This window comes from Azospirillum tabaci, assembly GCF_014596085.1.
Taxonomy (GTDB): domain Bacteria; phylum Pseudomonadota; class Alphaproteobacteria; order Azospirillales; family Azospirillaceae; genus Azospirillum; species Azospirillum tabaci.
In genome coordinates this window covers 416,194-434,855 of the sequence record NZ_JACCJY010000001.1, presented here as the reverse complement: position 1 = coordinate 434,855, position 18,662 = coordinate 416,194, and the positions used below count along the sequence as shown (strand labels likewise).

General features: G+C 69.9%; 21 protein-coding genes. 10 read left to right on the top strand and 11 right to left on the bottom strand.

The features are described from left to right. The first annotated feature begins 61 nt into the window (after positions 1–61). From fsa to H0B54_RS02100, 3 genes are read left to right on the top strand one after another with little or no spacing between them, the layout of a single operon-like run. Positions 62–718, top strand: a complete 657-nt coding sequence (fsa, locus tag H0B54_RS02110; RefSeq protein ID WP_094301851.1) for a fructose-6-phosphate aldolase — start codon at positions 62–64, stop codon at positions 716–718. A gap of 10 nt (positions 719–728) precedes the next feature. Next, positions 729–1,442: a DUF484 family protein gene (locus H0B54_RS02105; protein ID WP_094301850.1), complete on the top strand. Its 714-nt coding sequence runs from the start codon at positions 729–731 to the stop codon at positions 1,440–1,442. Between the two features lie 13 nt (positions 1,443–1,455). Further along, positions 1,456–2,415: a tyrosine recombinase XerC gene (locus tag H0B54_RS02100; RefSeq protein WP_188259038.1), complete on the top strand. Its 960-nt coding sequence runs from the start codon at positions 1,456–1,458 to the stop codon at positions 2,413–2,415. 109 nt (positions 2,416–2,524) lie between these two features. On the opposite strand, the gene lpdA is transcribed toward H0B54_RS02100, so the two are convergent. From lpdA to H0B54_RS02085, 3 genes are all read right to left on the bottom strand, one after another. Beyond that, positions 2,525–3,925 (bottom strand): dihydrolipoyl dehydrogenase, encoded by a 1,401-nt coding sequence (gene lpdA / locus H0B54_RS02095; RefSeq protein ID WP_188259037.1) that lies wholly within the window; start codon positions 3,923–3,925, stop codon positions 2,525–2,527. A 207-nt stretch (positions 3,926–4,132) separates the two neighbouring features. Further along, positions 4,133–4,774 (bottom strand): hypothetical protein, encoded by a 642-nt coding sequence (locus tag H0B54_RS02090; RefSeq protein ID WP_188259036.1) that lies wholly within the window; start codon positions 4,772–4,774, stop codon positions 4,133–4,135. A gap of 85 nt (positions 4,775–4,859) precedes the next feature. Beyond that, positions 4,860–5,741 carry an alpha/beta fold hydrolase gene (locus tag H0B54_RS02085; protein WP_188259035.1) on the bottom strand — a complete coding sequence of 294 codons (882 nt, stop codon included), beginning with the start codon at positions 5,739–5,741 and terminating at the stop codon, positions 4,860–4,862. A 124-nt stretch (positions 5,742–5,865) separates the two neighbouring features. Here H0B54_RS02085 and H0B54_RS02080 point away from each other — a divergent pair, with 124 nt between their 5' ends. Beyond that, positions 5,866–6,024, top strand: coding sequence for an entericidin A/B family lipoprotein (locus H0B54_RS02080; protein ID WP_094301845.1), 159 nt, complete (start codon positions 5,866–5,868; stop codon positions 6,022–6,024). Between the two features lie 69 nt (positions 6,025–6,093). On the opposite strand, the gene rfaE1 is transcribed toward H0B54_RS02080, so the two are convergent. Together rfaE1 and H0B54_RS02070 are read right to left on the bottom strand one after the other, a co-directional pair. After that, on the bottom strand, positions 6,094–7,539 hold the full coding sequence (gene rfaE1 / locus H0B54_RS02075) for a D-glycero-beta-D-manno-heptose-7-phosphate kinase (RefSeq protein ID WP_188259034.1): 1,446 nt from the start codon (positions 7,537–7,539) through the stop codon (positions 6,094–6,096). Positions 7,540–7,608: 69 nt separating this feature from the next. Further along, positions 7,609–7,941, bottom strand: coding sequence for a hypothetical protein (locus tag H0B54_RS02070; RefSeq protein WP_188259033.1), 333 nt, complete (start codon positions 7,939–7,941; stop codon positions 7,609–7,611). A 169-nt stretch (positions 7,942–8,110) separates the two neighbouring features. On the opposite strand from H0B54_RS02070, the gene H0B54_RS30150 reads away from it, so the two are divergent. The 3 genes from H0B54_RS30150 (at position 8,111) to H0B54_RS02055 (ending at position 10,678) form a co-directional block, all read left to right on the top strand. Continuing rightward, positions 8,111–9,565: a sensor histidine kinase gene (locus H0B54_RS30150; protein WP_188259032.1), complete on the top strand. Its 1,455-nt coding sequence runs from the start codon at positions 8,111–8,113 to the stop codon at positions 9,563–9,565. A 105-nt stretch (positions 9,566–9,670) separates the two neighbouring features. Beyond that, positions 9,671–9,880: a hypothetical protein gene (locus H0B54_RS02060; RefSeq protein WP_211109115.1), complete on the top strand. Its 210-nt coding sequence runs from the start codon at positions 9,671–9,673 to the stop codon at positions 9,878–9,880. A gap of 33 nt (positions 9,881–9,913) precedes the next feature. After that, the gene (locus H0B54_RS02055) at positions 9,914–10,678 is read left to right on the top strand and encodes a methyltransferase domain-containing protein (protein WP_188259030.1); all 765 of its coding nucleotides are present in this window, start codon (positions 9,914–9,916) and stop codon (positions 10,676–10,678) included. A gap of 18 nt (positions 10,679–10,696) precedes the next feature. On the opposite strand, the gene H0B54_RS02050 is transcribed toward H0B54_RS02055, so the two are convergent. Further along, the gene (locus H0B54_RS02050) at positions 10,697–11,218 is read right to left on the bottom strand and encodes a DUF4405 domain-containing protein (protein ID WP_188259029.1); all 522 of its coding nucleotides are present in this window, start codon (positions 11,216–11,218) and stop codon (positions 10,697–10,699) included. A 624-nt stretch (positions 11,219–11,842) separates the two neighbouring features. On the opposite strand from H0B54_RS02050, the gene H0B54_RS29430 reads away from it, so the two are divergent. Both H0B54_RS29430 and H0B54_RS29425 read left to right on the top strand, forming a co-directional pair. Further along, positions 11,843–12,088: a histidine kinase dimerization/phosphoacceptor domain -containing protein gene (locus H0B54_RS29430; RefSeq protein WP_211109114.1), complete on the top strand. Its 246-nt coding sequence runs from the start codon at positions 11,843–11,845 to the stop codon at positions 12,086–12,088. A 23-nt stretch (positions 12,089–12,111) separates the two neighbouring features. Beyond that, a complete protein-coding gene (locus H0B54_RS29425; RefSeq protein ID WP_211109113.1) occupies positions 12,112–12,558 on the top strand; it encodes a sensor histidine kinase in 447 nt (148 codons plus the stop codon). Between the two features lie 159 nt (positions 12,559–12,717). Here the strand turns inward: H0B54_RS29425 and H0B54_RS02040 are convergent, their stop codons facing one another. The 3 genes from H0B54_RS02040 to H0B54_RS02030 all read right to left on the bottom strand — a co-directional run bounded on the left by H0B54_RS02040 (position 12,718) and on the right by H0B54_RS02030 (position 16,150). Then, complete coding sequence (locus H0B54_RS02040) at positions 12,718–13,341, bottom strand: ParA family protein (RefSeq protein ID WP_188259028.1); 624 nt, start codon at positions 13,339–13,341, stop codon at positions 12,718–12,720. A gap of 11 nt (positions 13,342–13,352) precedes the next feature. Continuing rightward, positions 13,353–14,960, bottom strand: a complete 1,608-nt coding sequence (locus H0B54_RS02035) for a CYTH and CHAD domain-containing protein (protein WP_188259027.1) — start codon at positions 14,958–14,960, stop codon at positions 13,353–13,355. A gap of 95 nt (positions 14,961–15,055) precedes the next feature. After that, a complete protein-coding gene (locus H0B54_RS02030; protein ID WP_188259026.1) occupies positions 15,056–16,150 on the bottom strand; it encodes a class I SAM-dependent methyltransferase in 1,095 nt (364 codons plus the stop codon). 149 nt (positions 16,151–16,299) lie between these two features. On the opposite strand from H0B54_RS02030, the gene H0B54_RS02025 reads away from it, so the two are divergent. Further along, entirely contained in the window at positions 16,300–17,496 is a 1,197-nt protein-coding gene (locus H0B54_RS02025; protein ID WP_188259025.1) for a phosphoglycerate kinase, read from the top strand. Between the two features lie 172 nt (positions 17,497–17,668). On the opposite strand, the gene recR is transcribed toward H0B54_RS02025, so the two are convergent. Together recR and H0B54_RS02015 are read right to left on the bottom strand one after the other, a co-directional pair. Then, on the bottom strand, positions 17,669–18,262 hold the full coding sequence (gene recR, locus H0B54_RS02020) for a recombination mediator RecR (RefSeq protein WP_094301833.1): 594 nt from the start codon (positions 18,260–18,262) through the stop codon (positions 17,669–17,671). A 75-nt stretch (positions 18,263–18,337) separates the two neighbouring features. Next, complete coding sequence (locus H0B54_RS02015) at positions 18,338–18,661, bottom strand: YbaB/EbfC family nucleoid-associated protein (RefSeq protein ID WP_149468575.1); 324 nt, start codon at positions 18,659–18,661, stop codon at positions 18,338–18,340. Position 18,662: the final 1 nt, after the last annotated feature.

The following is an 18,662-nucleotide window of genomic DNA, read 5'->3' as shown; positions in this document are numbered from 1 at the left end:
CCGGGCACCGAATCCCGGGCAACAGGGCGCGCTCTTCCTCAGCAAGCATGGATTCCTGGTCATGAAGTTCTTCGTTGACACCGCCGACATCGCCGAGATCCGCGATCTGGCCGACACCGGCCTGCTGGACGGTGTTACCACCAACCCCTCCCTCGTCGCCAAGACCGGTCGCAGCTTCCTCGACCTCGTGGCCGAAATTTGTGATGTGGTGAGCGGCCCGGTCAGCGCCGAGGTGGCGTCCACCGACTTCGAGACCATGCTGGCGGAAGGAAAGAAGCTTGCCAAGATCGCCGACAACGTCGCGGTCAAGGTTCCGCTGACCCAGGCCGGCCTGAAGACGTGCAAGGCGCTGTCCTCCGAAGGGACGATGGTCAACGTCACGCTGTGCTTCTCCCCGGCCCAGGCGATCCTGGCCGCCAAGGCCGGCGCCAGCTTCGTGTCGCCCTTCGTCGGCCGGCTGGACGACATCGGGCAGGACGGCATGGGCCTGATCGCCGACATCGTGGAGATTTACAGCAACTACGATTACTTCAAGACCGAGGTGCTGGTTGCCTCGATCCGCAACCCGATCCACATCGTCGACTCCGCCCGCCTGGGCGCCCACGTCGTCACCGCCCCGCCGTCGGTGCTGAAGCAGCTCTTCAACCACCCGCTGACCGACAAGGGCCTGGCCCAGTTCGTGGCGGACTGGCAGAAGACCGGCCAGTCCATCCTCTGAGGACAGCAGCATGGGCCGGGAGCCGGGACACACCCCCCACCGGAAGGACGCGCCGACCGCCGAGGAGGTGTGCGCCTACCTGCGGGATCACCCCGACTTCCTGGTCCATCACGGTGATCTGGTCCACCACCTGACCCCGCCGTCGCAGGACCGCGGGCGCGGGGTGGTGGACCTGCAGGCCTACATGGTCGAGCGGCTGCGCGGCGAGGTCCGCCTGCTGAAGGACCAGCAGCGCGAGCTGATCGGCACCTCGCGCGCCAACATGAACAGCCAGAACCGCATCCACGCGGCGGTGCTGTTCCTCCTCGACGCGCAGAGCTTCGAGCAGCTCATCCAGACCATCACCACCGATCTGGCGGTCCTCCTCGACCTGGACGTCGCCTGCCTGATCGTCGAGTCGAACGGCCAGGACACCCCGCATGTCCAGACTTCTGGGGTCCGGGTGGTCGAGCCCGGAACCGTCGACCGCTGGCTGGGCAAGGCCGACGTGGCGCTGAACGCCGACATCCAGGGCGATCCGGAGCTGTACGGCCCCGGCGCCGGGCTGGTGCGGTCGGAAATTCTGATCCGCCTCCAGGTGTCCAGCGAGACGCCGGACGGCATGCTGGCCTTCGGCAGCCGCGAGCCGGACACCTTCCACAGCGGCCAGGGCACCGAGCTGGTCGGCTTCCTCGCCCGTGTGGTCGAGCGGGTGATCCGCGGCTGGCTCGAACTGCCGGCCTGAACCGCAAGAGCGAATGACCGGAAAACAGAACCCCGTCCTCGGCTTCGCCGCCCAGCCCGACGTGCAGGACGTGCTGGGCCACTGGCGCCGCTGGATGGAGAGCGAGCGCAACGTCTCGCCCCACACGCTGACCGCCTACATCGGCGACGTCGCGACCTTCCTGGAGTTCATCACCGGCTATCAGGCGAAGCCGCCGTCGATGAACGACCTCGCCGCGTTGACCGTTACCGACTTCCGCTCTTGGCTGTCCCACCTCGCCATGAAGGGGATCGGCTCCAACAGCCGGTCGCGCGCCTTGTCGTCGGTGCGCAACCTCTTCCGCTGGATGGACCGCGACGGGCGCCTGCACAACCCGGCGATCAACACCTTCTCCGGCCCGCGCATCAAGCGCCCGGCGCCCAAGCCGCTGACCGTTCTGGACGCCGATCGCCTGCTGGAGGAATCGGAGAAGGAGCCGGACGAGCCGTGGGTCGGCAAGCGCGACCGGGCGCTGTTCACCCTGCTCTACGGCTGCGGCCTGCGCATCTCGGAGGCGCTGAACCTGACGCGCCGCGAGGCGCCGCTGGGCGAGACGCTGCGCGTCACCGGCAAGGGCAACAAGGAACGGATCGTCCCGGTGCTGCCGGCGGTGACGGAGGCGGTGCTGGCCTATATGGATGCCTGCCCTTACCGCCAGGGGCCGGACGCGCCGCTGTTCGTCGGGGTGCGCGGCGGGCAACTCGCCCCGGCCATCGCGCAGCGGCGGATGCGCGACCTGCGCCGCCTGATGGGGCTGCCGGAGACCGCGACGCCGCACGCGCTGCGGCACAGCTTCGCCACGCATCTGCTGGCGGGCGGCGGGGACCTGCGGGCGATCCAGGATCTGCTCGGCCACGCCTCGCTATCGACGACGCAGCGCTACACGGACGTGGAGAGCGAGCAGCTGATGCAGGTGTACCGCTCGGCGCACCCACGGGCGAAGAAGACGCCGTAGGGTCGGAGGGCGGGAGGTGCTTTGCCCCCTCCCCGACCCCCCCCGCTTCGCAGGGGAGGGGGAAAAGGGGCCTCCCCCGCTTTCGCAGGGGAGGGAGAAGAGACGCGCCTTAGATGTGCAGGGCGCGGCCGTCCACGGCGAGGGCGGCTTCCTTGGTCACTTCCGACAGGGTCGGGTGGGCGTGGCAGGTGCGGGCGATGTCCTCGGCGGACGCGCTGAACTCCATCGCCACGGCCAGCTCGGCCACCATCTCCGACACGTTCGGGCCGACCATGTGGACGCCCAGCACCTTGTCGGTGCGCGCGTCGGCCAGGATCTTCACGAAGCCGTCGGTCGTGCCGCTGGCGCGGGCGCGGCCGTTGGCGGTGAAGGGGAACTTGCCCGCCTTATAAGCGGTGCCGGCGGCCTTCAGCTCCTCCTCGGTCTTGCCGACCGCGGCCACTTCCGGCCAGGTGTAGACGACGCCGGGGACGAGGTCGTGGTTGACGTGGCCCGCCTGGCCGGCCAGCAGCTCGGCGAGCGCGACGCCCTCCTCCTCGGCCTTGTGGGCCAGCATCGGACCTTCGACCACGTCGCCGATGGCGTAGATGCCCGGCACGTTGGTCTCGAAATGCTTGCCGATCTTCACGCGGCCGCGGTTGTCCATCTCCACGCCGACGGTGTCGAGGCCCAGGCCGTTGGTGTAGGCGCGGCGCCCGATGGCGACCAGCACGACGTCGGCCTCGATCTCCTCGGCGGTGCCGCCGGCGGCGGGCTCGACCGACAGGGTGACGCCGGTGTTGGTGACCTTGGCGCCGGTGACCTTGGAACCGAGCTTGAAGGTCATGCCCTGCTTGCCGAGGATGCGCTGCATCTGCTTGGACACTTCACCGTCCATGGTCGGCAGGATGCGGTCCAGGAACTCCACGACCGTGACCTCGGCGCCGAGGCGGCCCCAGACCGAACCCAGCTCCAGACCGATCACGCCGCCGCCGATGACGACGAGGCGCTTCGGCACCTCCGGCAGCTCCAGGGCGCCGGTGGAGGAGACGATCTTCTGCTCGTCGATCTCGATGCCCGGCAGCGGGGTGACTTCCGAGCCGGTGGCGATGACGATGGCCTTGGACGCCGTGACGGTGCCGATGCCTTCGACCTCAACGGTGTTCGGGGCGGTGATGCGGCCCGCACCCTTCAGCCAGGCGATCTTGTTCTTCTTGAACAGGAACTCGATGCCGCCGGTGTTCTCTTTGACGACCTTGTCCTTGTGGGACAGCATGCCCGGCAGGTCCAGTTCCACGCCGTCGACCTTGATGCCGAACTTGGCGAGGCCGTGCTTGGCCTCCTCATACTTTTCCGACGCGGCGAGCAGCGCCTTGGAGGGGATGCAGCCCACATTCAGGCAGGTGCCGCCCAGCGCGCTGCGCTTCTCGACGCAGGCAACCTTGAAACCGAGCTGCGCCGCACGGATCGCGCAGACATACCCGCCGGGACCGCCGCCGACCACGACGACGTCGAAAGTGCTTTCAGCCATTGGGGGCTTTCCTTCCGCCATTTTTGTGTTTGCCAAAAGCCTTCCCGTCCAGCGGGGAGGGCCGCGCGCCGATTTATGCCGCCGCTCACGCCAACTGGCAACGGGACAGTTCGTCCGGGGGGAGGGATGCCGGGTTGAAGGACCGGCATGGGAACGGCCGGAACCCATGCCGGAATGAGGGGGACCGGGACCGCTTTCCCGGCCGCATCACACCGAAACGGCGACGAGGAAGAAGCGCGGGGCGCCGCCCTGGGCGACGTTCGCCAGGGTGGTGACCTGGTTGTTGGCCATGTCGTACACGTAGGCGGACCGTCCACCGGCCCAGTACCAGCCGAGGGTTGGATTGGGACCTGCCACCTCCGCCGCCTGGAACGTGCCGAAGGTCGCCAGGAGGGAGACGTAATTCAGCCCGGCGTTGCCGCCGCGCAGCGTCTGCTGCTTGACCACGTCCGCGTTGAAGCGGTTCCAGGCGTCCTGAAGGGGCGTGGCGTGGTTGGGGTTGATGCATTTCAATTCGATGTAGCTGTCGTCGGTCGGGGCCGCGTTGCGGTGAAGGTAGAAATCGGCGCGGGCGGCGGCGTTGATGTTGTTGGTCACCCCCCAGGCCGGGCCGCCCGCCGCGTAGGTCAGGTAGGGATTCGCGGCGTTGGTGGAGGGATAGGGCCGCTCCCGCTCGCAGGTCCAGTTGCCGGCGATGTTCAGGAAGCCGTGGGCGATCTCGAGCTGCAGCCAGACTTCCCAGCCGCCGCGGATGTTGGCGTTCTGCGCGAAGACGGCGGCGCGCGCGCCGTTGGTGGTGCCGTTGGCGATGCACCCCTGGATGGTGGTCAGAAGCTGCTGGCAACGCATGGCGATGTCCCTTTCGTTGATGCCGGGCCGGAACGAGGGTCCGGGCCTCGGCAAAGGGACGGTTCCGCGATGCGCGGCGTGAGGATCAGCCGGAGAAGAAATCCAGCAGCGCCCGCGCCGTCTCCTCCGGCGCCTCCTCGGGGATGAAATGGCCGGCGGGCATCACATGGCCTTCGATGGCCGGGGCGTAGGCGCGCCAGATGCCCAGCGGATCGTCGTAGAGGCGTCCGACCGCGCTGTTGCGGCCCCACAGGAACAGGGCCGGGCACGCCACCTTGCGGCCCGCCGCCCGGTCCGCCCGGTCGTGCTCCAAGTCGATGCTCGCCGCGGCGCGGTAGTCCTCGCACATGGCGTGGACGGTGGCGGGATCGCGGAAGGCGGTGCGGTAGGCCTCCATCGCCTCCGGCTCGAAGATGTCGGCGCTGCTGCCGATGGAGCCGAGCACTTGCCCCAGATAGAAGTCGGGGTCCGCCCCGATCAGCCGTTCCGCCAGACGGTTCGGCTGAATCAGGAAGAACCAGTGGTAATAGGCGGTCGCCATGCGCTGGTCGATGCGGGCGAAGACCTCCAGCGTCGGCACCACATCCAGGAAGGCCACGCGCTCGACCCGCTCGGGATGGTCCAGGACGAGCCGGTGGGCCACCCGCGCGCCGCGATCGTGCCCGGCCAGCCGGAAGCGGTCGAAGCCCAGCGCCGCCATCACCGCCACCTGATCGCGCCCGTTGGTGCGTTTGCAGTAGGTCTCGTGCGCGGAATCGCCCGGCGGCTTCGACGATTGGCCGTACCCCCGCAGGTCGGTCAGCACCACGGTGAAGCGCTCGGCCAGCCGCGGCGCGACCCGGTTCCACAGGGCGTGGCACTGCGGAAACCCATGAAGCAGAAGGAGCGGCGGCCCCTCGCCCCCGACCAGCGTGTGGATCTCGGCGCCGTCGGCGGCGATGCGGTGGCGGGTGAACCCTTCGAACATGCGCGCCCTCCCCTATCCGTTTGAGTGTGGAGAACTGTCCTTCCGCATCGCGGGTCTTCGGAAACCCTTGGTGGGTTTCTCGCGTTTTTCAGCCGATTGTTTTCGACCTCAAGAGGAAAATGCCATGCGCAGCCTGAAGAAGCTCGTCCTTTTCGCCGCCCTGGGCGCCGCCCTGACCACCAGCCTCGCCGCCTGCAACACCATCGGGGGCATGGGCGAGGACGTGCAGGCCGGCGGCCGCGCCATGGAGCGCTCGTCGGACAGCGTCCAGAAGAAGATGTGATCGCGCGGCGCGGACGCCCCGGAGCTTCGGCTCCGGGGTTTCAGCGCCCCGATTTCCGCGTCCCAGTGTTCAGCGCTGCATGCGCTTGATGGTGTTGGTCGTGCTCTGGCCGTCCACGAGGTCGGCCAGCACGACCTTGCCGCCGTAGCTCTGCACGAACCCGGCGCCGACCACCGTGGCGACGGTGTAGTCCGCCCCCTTGACCAGCACGTCGGGCCGCAGGGCGCGGATCAAGTCCTCCGGCGTGTCCTCGCCGAAGATCACCACCAGATCGACGCAGGCCAGCGAGGCGAGCACCGTCGCCCGCGCCGTCTCGGTCTGCACCGGGCGGGTCTCGCCCTTCAGCCGCTTCACCGAGGCGTCGCTGTTCAGCCCCACCACCAGCACGTCGCAGGCCGCCTTGGCCTGGTTCAGCAGCGAGATGTGGCCGGGGTGCAGCAGATCGAAACAGCCGTTGGTGAAGCCCACCCGCTTGCCGCGGGCGCGCCAGCGTTCGGCCCGCTCCACGGCCTGTTCCAGCGTGTCGACCTTCTCCTCACCGCTGCGCCATTCCTGCTCGTGCAGGGCGGACAGCAGCTCCGGCGCGCGGACCACCGCGGTGCCGACCTTCCCCACCACGATCCCGGCGGCCAGATTGGCCAGCCGCGCCGCGTCGGTCAGGTCCACCCCCACCGACAGGGCGGAGGTCAGGGTCGCCACCACCGTGTCGCCGGCGCCCGACACGTCGAAGACCTCGCGCGCGTTGGCCGGCAGATGGGTGGCGCCGTCGCGGGTGACCACGGACATGCCGCGCTCGCTGCGCGTGGCGACCACCGCGTCGATGCCGCAGCTGTCCAGCAGGAAGCGGCAGGCGGCCTCGACCTCGGCGTCGGTGTCGGCGGGCATGCCGGTGGCCTGCATCAGCTCCTTGCGGTTGGGGGTGATCACGCTGGCCCCGCGGTACCGCCCGAAATCGTCGCCCTTGGGATCGACCACGACCGGAAGCCCGGCTTCCCGCGCCGCCTGGATGAGCTGAGTCACCAGCCCGTCGGTCAGCACGCCCTTGCCGTAGTCGGACAGGATCACCGCGCCGACCGTCAGCATGCCGGTGCGGGCGGCGACCATCACCTCCTCCTCCGACCCGATGGCGGCGATGGTCTCGGCGTCGGCGCGCAGAAGCTGCTGGCGACCGCCGATGAAGCGCGTCTTGACGGTGGTCTGGCGCCCCGTCTCGGCGACCAGCCCGCCGCCGTCGCCCGTCTCCTTCGCCACGAGGCGCACCAGCTCCAGCCCCGCCGCGTCCTCGCCCACCACCGACACGAAGCGGCAGCCGGCGCCGAGCGCCATGAGGTTGGCGGCCACGTTGCCGGCGCCGCCGAGCATGGCCGTCTCGCGCTCGATCCGCAGCACGGGGATCGGCGCTTCGGGGGACACGCGGTCGACCGACCCGTAGATGAATCGGTCGAGCATGACGTCGCCGACGCACAGCACGCTGGCGCGGGACAGGGAGTCGATGTGACGGGCAAGGTCGCTCATGCCGGTTCTACTACCAATCTTGGGAGTGGCGCGCCAGAGGAGAGCGCGGCCCCGGACGGAACGCGACCGCTATTCGAAGGCCGGGACCTCGTGGCGCAGGTCGCCGGTGCCCTTGGCGAAGGTCAGGGTCAATTGCCCCTGCACCTCCCGCTCCGCCACCTCACCGGTCCCCGGAACGGAGGGCGGCAGCGGCGGGCTGACCTGAATGCCGGCGGCGGCCAGCGCGTCGCCGGGCCCCGCCGTCGGGGGGGGGGGGACACAGAAGGCGATGCCCGCCATCACGCCGGAGAACGGCGTGTGACCGACGATCCACCCGCCGCTGCCGGTGATGCCGTCGGCCGCCGCCATCAGAGCGGCGGTCCGGTCGGTCTGCAAAACCGCTTCGAATCTCAGGATGGACATGGCTTGCCCTCCTTTCGGGCTGCTCGGAGATCCCAGTATGGGCCGGCGGCACGGCGCCCTCAACCGGACAAAACCCCGCAGCCGCCCCGCGTTGGCTAGGCAGCCGCCCCCGCCTGTCCTATCTTCCGGCATCCCCTCCCCCAAAGACATTCGCCCCCGGACGCCGCCCATGCCCCTGCCCTCCGTGACGCGCAGCCTGTCGGCCAAACTGCTGGTGCTGACCGTGCTGTTCGTCCTGCTGGCGGAGGTGCTGATCTACACGCCGTCCATCGCGCGCTACCGCCTGACCTATCTGGAGGAGCGGCTGGCCGCCGCCCATCTCGCCGCCCTGTCGGTGGAGGCGACGCCGGACATGATGGTGGCGATGGAGCTTCAGAACGAACTGCTCGCCCATGTCGGCGCCCACGCGGTGGAGCTGATCCGGCCGGACAGCCGCGTCTATATGCTGTCCCGCTCCATGCCGCCGACGGTGGACGCCGTCTTCGACCTTCGCGCCACCATGGCGCCGCGGTTGGCCGCCGACGCCTTCATGGCGCTGGCCCAGCGGCGCGACCGGGTGATCCGGGTGATCGGGCCGTCGCCCAAGGACCCTGCCTTCCAGGTCGAGATGGTGATCGACGAGCGGCCGATGATCCGGGCGATGGTCGACTTCTCGGGCCGTATCCTGGCGCTGTCGGTGGCGATCTCGCTGATCGCCGCGGTTCTGGTCTTCGTCTCGCTGACCCGGCTGCTGGTGCGGCCCATGCGCCGCCTGACCGAGGGGCTGGTCGCCATCCGCCGCGACCCGGACGGCACGCCGCCCTTCCAGCCGAGCGCCCGCACCGACGAGATCGGCGTGGCGGAGCGTGAGCTGGCCGACATGCAGGCCACCATCCGCAGCGCGCTACGCCAGCGCGAGCGGCTGGCCGCGCTGGGCACCGCGGTCGCCAAGATCAACCACGACCTGCGCGCCATCCTGTCCACCGCCGCCTTGCTGTCGGAACGGCTGGCCGAGAGCGCCGACCCGGAGGTGCGGCGGGTCACGCCGCGGCTGATGGCCTCCATCGACCGGGCGGTGGAGCTGTGCGGCCAGACCATGACCTACACCCGCGACGGCCTGCTGCCCCTGGCGCGGGCCGAGGTGCCGCTGCGCCCGCTGGTCGAGGAGGCCGGGGCCGCGGCGCTGGCCTCCCTGCGCCCGGATGGGGAGCGGGCGGAGCTGCGCTGGGAAAATCGCGTGCCGGAGGGGCTGACCCTGCGCGCCGACGCCGCCCAGCTCTCCCGCGCGCTGGTCAATCTGGGGCGCAACGCGGCGCAGGCGGGGGCCGAGGCGGTGACGGTGACGGCGCGGGAGCGGGAGGGCGGCGGGCTGGTCCTGCTGGTCGCCGACGACGGGCCGGGCCTGCCGCCGCGGGCGCGCGACAACCTGTTCCAGCCCTTCGCCGGCTCGGCGCGGGCGGGCGGCATCGGGCTGGGCCTCGCCATCGCGCGGGAGGTGCTGCGCGCCCATGGCGGGGACCTGCGGCTGGTGGAGAGCACCGCGGCGGGCACTGTCTTCGCGCTGGAGCTTCCCCCGGGGATCGTCGTGGAGGGTGCCGGCCGATTGGGCGAAATGCCCATATCGGATTCGCCCATCCCGCATTGATTTCCGGCGCCCGCTCCACCAGAATTCGCGGCACGGTCAACCCGTCGGCATCCCGCCGGGCGGACGCCCCGCGCGGGACCGGCAGCGAAGGAAGGGAACGGGACTTTGGAAGGCACGGGCAAGTGGATCACCGGGGGTGTCCTGGGCTTCATGGCGTTCATCGGCCTGCTGGCGGCGTCGCGCGCGTCGGACGATGCGTTCTATTACGGCGGCTGGCTGCTGGCCATCGGCTGTATCGCGACCATCTTCATGATGGTGACGAAGCACTACAACCGCATGGATGAGCAGATCGCCCGCCGGCGCGAGCAGGACTAACCGCGACACCCCTTCAACCGGTGGAGGCCGGGCATGCCGTGGGACCCCGAGCAATACGCACGGTTCGAGTCCTGGCGCCGCCGCCCGGCCCACGACCTCGTGGCGGCCCTGCCCTCCCTGACCCCGCGAAGGGTGGTGGACCTTGGCTGCGGGGCCGGGCAACTCGCCCGCCGGCTGGCCGAGCGCTGGCCGGAGGCCGAAGTGCTGGGGGTGGACAACGCCCCGGCCATGCTGGAGCGCGCGCAGGGCACGCCGTCCCGCGTGCGCTGGCTCCAGGCCGACCTGCGCGTCTGGCGCCCCGATCAGCCGGTCGATCTGCTGATCTCCAACGCCGCCCTGCACTGGCTGGACGGGCACGAGCGGCTGTTCCCGGACCTCCTGCGGGCGTTGGCGCCGGACGGGGTGCTGGCCGTGCAGATGCCCCGCAACTTCGACGCGCCCTCGCACCGCCTGTTGTACGAGACGGCGGCGGACGGCCCGTGGGCCGAGCGGCTGGCGCCGGTCCTGCGCACCGCACCGGTGCACGCGCCCGACGTCTATTACGGCTGGCTCGCCCCGCTCACCCGCCGCCTGGATCTCTGGGAGACGGAGTATCTCCAGGTCCTGGAGGGCGACGATCCGGTGTTGCACTGGACGCGCGGCACGACGCTGCTGCCGGTCCTCGACACGCTGACGGGCGCGGAGCTGGACGCCTTCCTGGCGGCCTACCGCGCCCGGCTGGACGCCGCCTACCCCCGGCGCCCGGACGGCCGCACGCTGTTTCCCTTCAAGCGGCTGTTCCTCGTAGCGCGGGTGTAGACGGACGGCTTCCGGACGTTACGACGCCGGCCTGGGCTGCTTCGCGGCGGTGAGAATGTTCGCCACGCCCACCGCGTTCATACCGGCGCGGGTGCCGATGGCCGACAGCGACTCGCCCGGCTGCGCCTCGATGTTGGCGGCCTTGAGCGCCTGGACCGCCTTGTCGGCGTCCAGCCCGAAGACCGGCGCCACCGTCGCCAGCGGGGCGTTCGCCACCGCCCGCATCATCGCGCCGGGCCCGCCGGTGGAGGCCGGGGTTCCGGTCATCGCCGTGAAGACCAGTGATCCGGCAACGCTGACCACGAAGGCCGACAGGGCCACGTTGCGTTTGAAGTACTGGAGGAAGGCGGTCCAGTTGCGCGCCAGATGCCACACACCGATGGCCGAGAAGCCGACGCTCAGCCATTCGTGAGAGAAGCGCACCAGATTGCCGTTCCAGTGCAGCAGAAGCATGATTCCCGTCACCGTCGAGACGACGAACAGGACGATGGTCACCGGCGTGACGATCTGGCGGGTGATGGTGGAGGAAATGGAAGGCATTGGGAGACGGCTCGCGGGTTGAACGGAATGCGGCCAAAGTGAGGCCGGATTGTAACCGCTTGATGTCCCGCGCCGACGCCGAACGTTACAGAGTGTAACGGCGCCCATCGCCGCCCGCGCGCTTGACCGCCCCACGGTCCAGATGACTGCGTGATCCCAGTGCATGATCGTGGTGCAACCGTCGGGGCTTCCGGTTCATGGGCACGCAGGAACAGCCGGAAGGGTGGCGCGACGAGAGCGAGGAGCACCTGCGCGCCTTCATCGAAAACGCGCTGCGCAAGATGTGGATCGCCCGCACCGACGGGACGGTCGAGTTCTTCAACCGCGAATGGCGCGACTACACCGGACAGGGCGGCGCCGAGGCCGCCCTGCGCGAGAGCGAGGCCAACTTCCGCACCATGGCCAACGCCATCCCGCAGATCGCCTGGATGCGCGACCCCGCCGACTACAGCATCTGGTACAACCAACGCTGGTTCGACGTCACCGGCACCTCGATGGAGCAGATGCAGAACGACGGCTGGTGGACGGTCATCCATCCCGACCACGCCGACCTGATGCTGGATGCCGTCACCGCCGCGCGGGCGGAGGGCCGGTCCTGGGAGTACACCGCGCCGCCGCGACGGCGTGTACCGTTGGCACCTGTTCCGCGCCGTGCCCATCCGCGACGAGGCCGCCGGCACCATCACCCGCTGGTTCGGCACCAGCACCGACATCAACGAGCAGCGCGAGGCGCAGGAGCGCCAGCGGCTGCTGACCCAGGAGGTCAGCCACCGGGTGAAGAACAGTCTGGCGCTGGTGGCGGCGCAGCTCTCGCTCCAGGCCCGCGCGTCGGACAACGACGACGCCCGCACCGTCCTGATGGACGCCTAAGCCGTGTCCTGACCATCGCCGGGGTGCACGACCATCTGTGGCGGCAGTACGACGCGAGCTTCATCGACATGTCCGGCTTCCTGCACGGCCTCTGCCTGAAGCTCCAGGAAACCGCGCCGGGCCATGACCTGAGCTTCACCGGCGACCGGGTGATGGTGCCCACCGATCAGGCCGTCCCCATCGGGCTGGTGGTCAACGAACTGGTCACCAACGCCCTGAAATACGCCTATCCCGACGACCGCGGAGGGCCGATCCGCGTGACCCTGCGCCGGAACGGCGAGGACGCGATGATCCTGGAGGTGATGGACCAGGGCGTCGGGCTTCCCGCCGGCTTCGACCTGTCCGCGCCGACGAAGAGCCTCGGCATGCGGTTGCTGGTCAACACCGTCCGGCAGATCAACGCCACGGTGGACGCCGAACGCCTCGACCCGGGAACCCGCTTCGCCGTCGCCATTCCGGTCGGACGGTGATCATGGAAAAGTCCCTCTCCCGCCTCGGGAGAGGGAAGGGGCCCGCGCGGAGCGCGGGAAGGGTGAGGGTACCGCCAAGAAGCAGCGCCTTGATCCTCGTGCGACCCTCACCCGCCCGCTCCGCGGGCACCCTCTCCCGGGGCGGGAGAGGGAGCTGGATCACGCCTTCTCGATGTAGGCCAGCAGCGGTTCCCAGTCGGCGCGGTGCTCGGCGGCGCGCTTGCCGGTCAGGTCGAACAGGCTGAGGCCGGAGGCCGCGGCGTCGGCGTAGATCTGGCTGTCGCGCAGGCGGGTCACCACGCTGTGCCCGACCCCGCCGAGGAACTGGTCCAGCCGGTCGGCCGCCTTGGTGCGGGCGCGCAGGCGGTTGCCGACCACCGCCACCGACTTGCGGTTCTTGGCGATCGACTTCAGCTCCTCCAGCTTGCCGAGGAAGCGCTGAGTCGCCTGCTCGTCGAAGGCGCTGGGCAGCACCGGCAGCACGACGACGTCGGCCATCCGCACCAGATCCTCGATCTGCTTGGTCTTCAGCGCGGCCGGCGCGTCGATGACGAGGCGCTGGATGCCCTTCGGCGCGTCGGACAGGTCCTTCGCCCAGTCCAGCCCCACCAGAGTAGAGGCCGTGGCCGGGCGGCGGGCCAGCCAGCCGAGCGAGGAGCGCTGGCGGTCCACGTCGGCCAACGCGGTGCTGTGACCCGCGGCGGCGCAGGCAGCGGCGAGGTGGGTGGCGATCGTGGTCTTGCCGCAACCGCCCTTGATGTTGGCGACGAGGATGGTCCGCATGGGTGGGAAGATTACCCCTCCCGGTCGGGCTTTGACCAGAAGGCTTTCGCGTCGGCGAACTCCTCCCACAGGCCGCGGAGCGCCGTCTCGGACTCCGCCACGCCGCGGGCGTGCCAGCCGATGACGATGCCGGCGGCGCGCGGCTCGCCCGGCTCGGGGCGGCTGCCGTCGTCGTGCAGCTCGTGCAGCAGGCGGGTCGCCGTCGCCACATCGTTCAGGTGGCCCAACGCATCCTGGAAGGCCGACAGGTCCTGGATGTAGCGGCGGGCCGGCTTGTCGTCGTAGAGGCTGCGGAAGAACTCCGCCGCGTAGCGCAGCTTCTTCAGGGCGATGCGCAGCTCGTGCCGTTCGGTCACCGACAGCCCGGCGAAGCCGTGGCCGGCGCGGCGGGCCTTCTTGGCGCGGCGCGACAGCAGATGGTCGGCCAGATCCACCACCGGGTCGAACAGGCGAGCGGAATGCTCGCTGACCGGCTGGTCGCGCCAGCCCCGCGCCTCGACCCAGGCGCCGAACTTCAGCAGGAAGGTGGTGTAGCGCTCGGACCGGATGGCCTCGCGCACCCCTTCGTAGGCGCGGTCGCGGCGGGCGCGCGCCGCCGCGGCGAGCGCGTCGATGTCCTCCTGGAGCGGCTTGCCGTGGCCGTCGGCGCGGTGGAAGGAGTCCTTCACCGGCTCCAGCAGTTCGGCCAGGAAGACGTCCCAGTCGCGCGCCGGGCCGAGGCTGCCGCCCAGCCACTTCACCTCGCCCACCAGCCAGGCGTAGGACCCGGCGGGGATGAAATCCTTGAACAGGGCGAGCGCCGAGCGCAGGCGGCGCAGCGCCACGCGCATCTGATGGACGCCCTCCGCGTCTTCGCCGATCAGGGTGACCGCCTCGTTCGCCAGCATGTGGCCGATGCAGGAGCGCAGGATGCGGGCCAGCGCGCCTTCCACCGTGGTGTCGGCGTCAAGCTCCAGCTTGCCCGCCTTGACCACCTTGTCCACCGTCCCGTCGGCCAGAGCGTAGCCGCGCTCCGCCTTGGTCCGCGGGTCGAGCCGCAGCGGGGCGGCCTGGGCCAGCTCCAGCGCCAGATCGTAGAGGGCGGCGGCGGAGCCTTCGAGAAGCTCCAGCTCCACCTCCGACACGGGGATGGAGGCGCCGTCGGGGCTGCGGATCTCGCCGCTGTCGAAGGCGACCTCGATGCGGCTGGCGGTCTCTCCCTCGCCCATCGTCACCACGCGCACGGTGCGCTGGACGAGCGTGGTGAAGAGCGGCTGCAGCTCCGCCGCGCTGACGGAGCCCAGCAGGTCCAGCGCCTCCTGCGATTCGATGGCCGACAGGTCGGGGACCGGGCCGGCGACCGGGTGCTCCCACTCCGCCCGGCCAAGCTCGCCGCGCTCCGGCGCGCCCTTGACCGTCTGGAGATGCTGGTTGCCGACCTTGCGCACGCGCAACGTCACCAGCCGCCCGGCCAGACGCCGGTCGGCGGTGTCGTAATAGGTGCTTTCCAGGGTCTTGGTGCCGGCTTTTCCCTTGGCGCGGGATGCGACCGCCGGGCAGGACCGGAGCTTCGCCATGTCTTCGGCCCTGACGGCCAGCTTCAGCTCGGTTTCCCGGTTGGACTCCGCTTCGACCACCATTCGTGCCCCGTCGTTTCCGGTGGGTCCCCGTGTTGCACAGGCCCCAGCCACGGTCAAGTTACAGAACCATGACGCTTTTGTTGCGGCCCCCGCAATCAGGGGTCCGCCTTTTCCAGCACCAGGAGCTTGGACATGTAGGCCAGCGACGTCTCCCGCAGGCGCAACCCGGCGGCGGCGAACAGGGCGGGCAGGTCGTCGCGCGCGTAATGGGCGTAGAAGGGTTCGTGGAAGGACTGCGGGAAGCGGTCGATCAGCCCGTCCATCATCGGGTTGTCGCCGTACTGCACGCTGTCCATGAAGACCAGGATGCCGCCGGGCTTCAGCACGCGGGCCATCTCGGCGGCGGCCTGGGCGCGGACCTTCGGTGGCAGCTCATGGAACAGGTAGATGCAGGTCACGATGTCCTGCGACCCGGTGGTCAGCGGGATCGCCTCGGCCGCCGCCTGGACCAGCGCGCTGCTGCGCGCCCAGGGGGCGAGGTTGCGCCGCGCCTCGCGCAGATAGGCCGGGGAGAGGTCGAGCGCGGTCACCGGCAGGCGCGGGTGGTTGTCCTTCACGAAGGTCAGGAAGCGCCCCGTCCCGGCGGCCACGTCGAGCAGGCGGCAATCCGCGCTGCGGCGCGTTTTCAGATGCTCGAAGATCGGCACCAGGGTTTGACGGCGCATGGCGTCGGCGCCGCCGCCGAACAGCACCTCCACCTGATGGTCGTAGAGGCGGGCGCTCTCCTCCGTCAGGTAGCCGCCGGTCTGGTAATGGAAGTTCTGGCGGTAGTAGGCGGGCAGCCCCCCGCTGCCGGGCGGCGGGTTGGCGCGCACCTCCACCGCCGCATGGTCGCGGCGGCGGCGCGACACCTCCGGCACGTCGCGGAAGAAGGCCGCGGCGTCGGCCAACAGCCGGCGCGGGTCGGGCATCAGGTCGTGCGGCAGGCGGTAGTAGCCTGCCTCGATGTTGGCGAGGTCGCGGACCAGCAGGGCGCGCAACTCCTCCAGAATCGCGCGGGTGCCGGGCACCGGGCGCCCGCCGGGCGGGGGTGTCCGCGGCGGTCCGGTGATCCGCCGGCCGATCCGCGCGGCCATCATGTACTGGCCGAGGAACCAGGCGACGCGGGCGGACTGGCTGGCCGCGTAAACCAGCCGTGGGGCCAGCCGGGGAGCCAGTTGGGCGGAGGACTGCGGGGTGATCCTGTTCATGGGGATAGAGATGGGATCGGCGGTCCCGCCCGCCCAGAGCCCCGTCTTTTCGCCGCATGGGGCAACCGGTCGCCCACGCGGGCCGTTGCAAAGCGGGCGTCCCTGTGCTGGATTGCCCGGCAAAAGTTCAACCCGTAGGGACAGCAGCCATGACCGAGTTCAACACCATCGACGACCTCGACGTGAACGGCAAGACGGTGCTGGTGCGTGCCGACCTCAACGTCCCGATGCAGGACGGCAAGGTCTCCGACACGACCCGCATCGACCGTCTGGCGCCGACTCTGACCGAGCTGGCGAAGAAGGGTGCGAAGGTCGTGGTTCTGTCGCACTTCGGCCGCCCGAAGAACGGTCCGGACGCCAAGAACTCGCTGCGCAACGTGCTGGATGCGCTGAGCGCCGCCGTCGGCCAGACCGTCGCCTTCGGCGAGGATTGCGTCGGCGACAAGGCCAAGGCCGCCATCGACGGCGTCCAGCCGGGCGGCATCGTGCTGCTGGAGAACACCCGCTTCCACGCGGAAGAGGAAAAGAACGATCCGGCCTTCGCCAAGCGGATCGCCGAACTCGGCGACCTCTACGTCAACGACGCCTTCTCCGCCGCGCACCGCGCCCACGCCTCGACCGAGGGCGTCGCCCAGCATCTGCCGGCCGCCGCCGGCCGCCTGATGCAGGCCGAGCTTGAGGCGCTGACCAAGGCGCTGGAGAAGCCGGAGCGTCCGGTGGCCGCCGTCGTCGGCGGCGCCAAGATCTCCACCAAGCTGGACCTGCTCGGCAACCTCGTGAAGAAGGTCGACATGCTGGCGCTGGGCGGCGGCATGGCCAACACCTTCCTCTTCGCCCAGGGCGTGGATGTCGGCGCCTCGCTCTGCGAGAAGGACATGGCCGATCAGGCCCGCGCCATCATGGAGACCGCCAAGGCCGCCAACTGCGAGCTGCTGCTGCCCAAGGACTTCATCGTCGCCAAGGAGTTCAAGGCCGGTGCGGCCAACCGCGCCGTCCCGGCGGACGGCATCGGCGCCGACGAGATGGCGCTGGACGTCGGCCCCAAGACGGTCGAGTTCCTGGGCCTGAAGCTCCAGGGTGCCAAGACGGTGGTGTGGAACGGTCCGCTGGGCGCCTTCGAGATCCAGCCCTTCGACGGCGGCACCAACGCCGTCGCCGGCCTCGTCGCCGAGCGCACGTCGGAAGGCGGCCTTCTGTCGGTGGCCGGCGGCGGCGACACCGTGGCGGCGCTGGCCCATGCAGGCGTGGATGAGAAGTTTACCTACATCTCCGCCGCCGGTGGCGCCTTCCTGGAATGGCTGGAAGGCAAGGACCTGCCGGGCGTCGCCGCGCTGAAGAAGAAGTAAAGTTTATGTGTCGGGTGGGTGGTCGAGGCCGGCCCCCACCCTTCCCACGGCTTCGCCGCGGGCCCCTTCCCTCCCCCGCTTCGCAGGAGAGGGAGCTTTATCCCCTCCCCTGCGTCAGCGGGGGAGGGTTAGGGAGGGGGCAAGACCTCCCTTCACAAACACCTTGCTACAGCTACAAAGGCCGCCGCGCCTTCAGCGCCGCGGTCAGCGTCCCGTCGTCCAGATAGTCCAGTTCCCCGCCCACCGGCACGCCATGGGCCAGACGGGACACGGAGACCCCGCTGCCCGACAGGCGGTCGGTCACCACATGGGCGGTGGTCTGCCCGTCCACCGTGGCGTTCAGCGCCAGGATGACCTCGGTCACCGCCGGGTCCTTCGCGCGCTCCACCAGGGACGGGATGTTCAGATCGTCCGGCCCCACCCCCTGCAAGGCCGACAGCGTGCCGCCCAGCACATGGTAGGTGCCGCGGAAGGCGCGCGTGCGCTCCAGCGCCCAGAGGTCGCCGGCATCCTCCACCACACAGATGGTCGAGCGGTCGCGGCTGTGGTCGGAACAGACGGAGCAGGGGTCGCGGCTGTCGAGGTTGCCGCAGACCGAGCAGTTGCGGATGGCTTCCGCGGCGAGCGCCATGGATTCGGACAGTGGCACCAGCAGGCTGTCGCGGCGCTTCATCAGGTGCAGCGCCGCCCGCCGCGCCGACCGCGGCCCCAGCCCCGGCAGCTTGGACAGGAGCTGGATCAGGCGCTCGATTTCAGGTCCGATCATTCACGGCTTCGCTGGCACGACTTCGTTGGTGTCAAAGGGTGGCCGGGCCGTGGGTTCGGCCCGGCCGCAAACGCTTTAGAACGGCAGCTTCATGCCCGGCGGCAGCTTCATCCCGCCCATCAGGTTCTGGGTCTCCTGGGCGACGTGCTGCTCCACCTTGGCCTTGGCATCGTTGAAGGCGGCGATGATCAGGTCCTCCAGGACCTCGATGTCCTCCGGATCGACGATCGACTTGTCGAGCTTGATCTTCTTCATCTCGCCCTTGCCGTTGACCGTGACGTTGACCATGCCGGCGCCCGACTGGCCGGTCATCTCGACCTCGCCCAGGCGGGCCTGCATCTCCTGCATCTTGGCCTGCATCTGCTGGGCCTGCTTCATCATCTGGCCGAGGTTCTTCATG

Bases quoted from the DNA above. Each gene is read 5' to 3' on its own strand.
- fsa (WP_094301851.1), top strand. From the start codon at position 62: ATGAAGTTCTTCGTTGACACCGCCGACATCGCCGAGATCCGCGATCTG.
- H0B54_RS02105 (WP_094301850.1), top strand. From the start codon at position 729: ATGGGCCGGGAGCCGGGACACACCCCCCACCGGAAGGACGCGCCGACC.
- H0B54_RS02100 (WP_188259038.1), top strand. From the start codon at position 1,456: ATGACCGGAAAACAGAACCCCGTCCTCGGCTTCGCCGCCCAGCCCGAC.
- lpdA (WP_188259037.1), bottom strand. From the start codon at position 3,925: ATGGCTGAAAGCACTTTCGACGTCGTCGTGGTCGGCGGCGGTCCCGGC.
- H0B54_RS02090 (WP_188259036.1), bottom strand. From the start codon at position 4,774: ATGCGTTGCCAGCAGCTTCTGACCACCATCCAGGGGTGCATCGCCAAC.
- H0B54_RS02085 (WP_188259035.1), bottom strand. From the start codon at position 5,741: ATGTTCGAAGGGTTCACCCGCCACCGCATCGCCGCCGACGGCGCCGAG.
- H0B54_RS02080 (WP_094301845.1), top strand. From the start codon at position 5,866: ATGCGCAGCCTGAAGAAGCTCGTCCTTTTCGCCGCCCTGGGCGCCGCC.
- rfaE1 (WP_188259034.1), bottom strand. From the start codon at position 7,539: ATGAGCGACCTTGCCCGTCACATCGACTCCCTGTCCCGCGCCAGCGTG.
- H0B54_RS02070 (WP_188259033.1), bottom strand. From the start codon at position 7,941: ATGTCCATCCTGAGATTCGAAGCGGTTTTGCAGACCGACCGGACCGCC.
- H0B54_RS30150 (WP_188259032.1), top strand. From the start codon at position 8,111: ATGCCCCTGCCCTCCGTGACGCGCAGCCTGTCGGCCAAACTGCTGGTG.
- H0B54_RS02055 (WP_188259030.1), top strand. From the start codon at position 9,914: ATGCCGTGGGACCCCGAGCAATACGCACGGTTCGAGTCCTGGCGCCGC.
- H0B54_RS02050 (WP_188259029.1), bottom strand. From the start codon at position 11,218: ATGCCTTCCATTTCCTCCACCATCACCCGCCAGATCGTCACGCCGGTG.
- H0B54_RS02040 (WP_188259028.1), bottom strand. From the start codon at position 13,341: ATGCGGACCATCCTCGTCGCCAACATCAAGGGCGGTTGCGGCAAGACC.
- H0B54_RS02035 (WP_188259027.1), bottom strand. From the start codon at position 14,960: ATGGTGGTCGAAGCGGAGTCCAACCGGGAAACCGAGCTGAAGCTGGCC.
- H0B54_RS02030 (WP_188259026.1), bottom strand. From the start codon at position 16,150: ATGAACAGGATCACCCCGCAGTCCTCCGCCCAACTGGCTCCCCGGCTG.
- H0B54_RS02025 (WP_188259025.1), top strand. From the start codon at position 16,300: ATGACCGAGTTCAACACCATCGACGACCTCGACGTGAACGGCAAGACG.
- recR (WP_094301833.1), bottom strand. From the start codon at position 18,262: ATGATCGGACCTGAAATCGAGCGCCTGATCCAGCTCCTGTCCAAGCTG.
- H0B54_RS02015 (WP_149468575.1), bottom strand. From the start codon at position 18,661: ATGAAGAACCTCGGCCAGATGATGAAGCAGGCCCAGCAGATGCAGGCC.